We start from the raw sequence: 212 nt of genomic DNA, 5'->3' as shown, positions 1-212 counted from the left end.
CACACTGCCACCGTGGTCGGCCCGCCAGGCGAAGAGATCTACTGCGACGAATGGGGCCGGGTCAAAGTCAGCTTCCCCTGGGACCGCGACAGCCAGGAAAACGACCACAGCTCCTGCTGGATCCGCGTCACCCAGGGCTGGGCGGGCACCTTATGGGGCGCCATGGCCGTGCCGCGCATCGGCCAGGAACTGATCATCAGCTACCTCGACGG

General features: G+C 66.5%; 1 protein-coding gene. It reads left to right on the top strand.

Features of this window, described 5'->3' with window-relative positions:
* The coding region (locus tag GHO32_RS26620; RefSeq protein WP_256671077.1) for a phage baseplate assembly protein V at nucleotides 1–212 on the top strand (212 nt) is incomplete at both ends.

It is taken from the genome of Pseudomonas sp. FSL R10-2189 (assembly GCF_009600325.1).
Classification (GTDB): Bacteria; Pseudomonadota; Gammaproteobacteria; order Pseudomonadales; family Pseudomonadaceae; genus Aquipseudomonas; species Aquipseudomonas helleri.
Note: the sequence above shows the minus strand (reverse complement) of the source record. Positions and strands in the feature narration are given on the sequence as shown.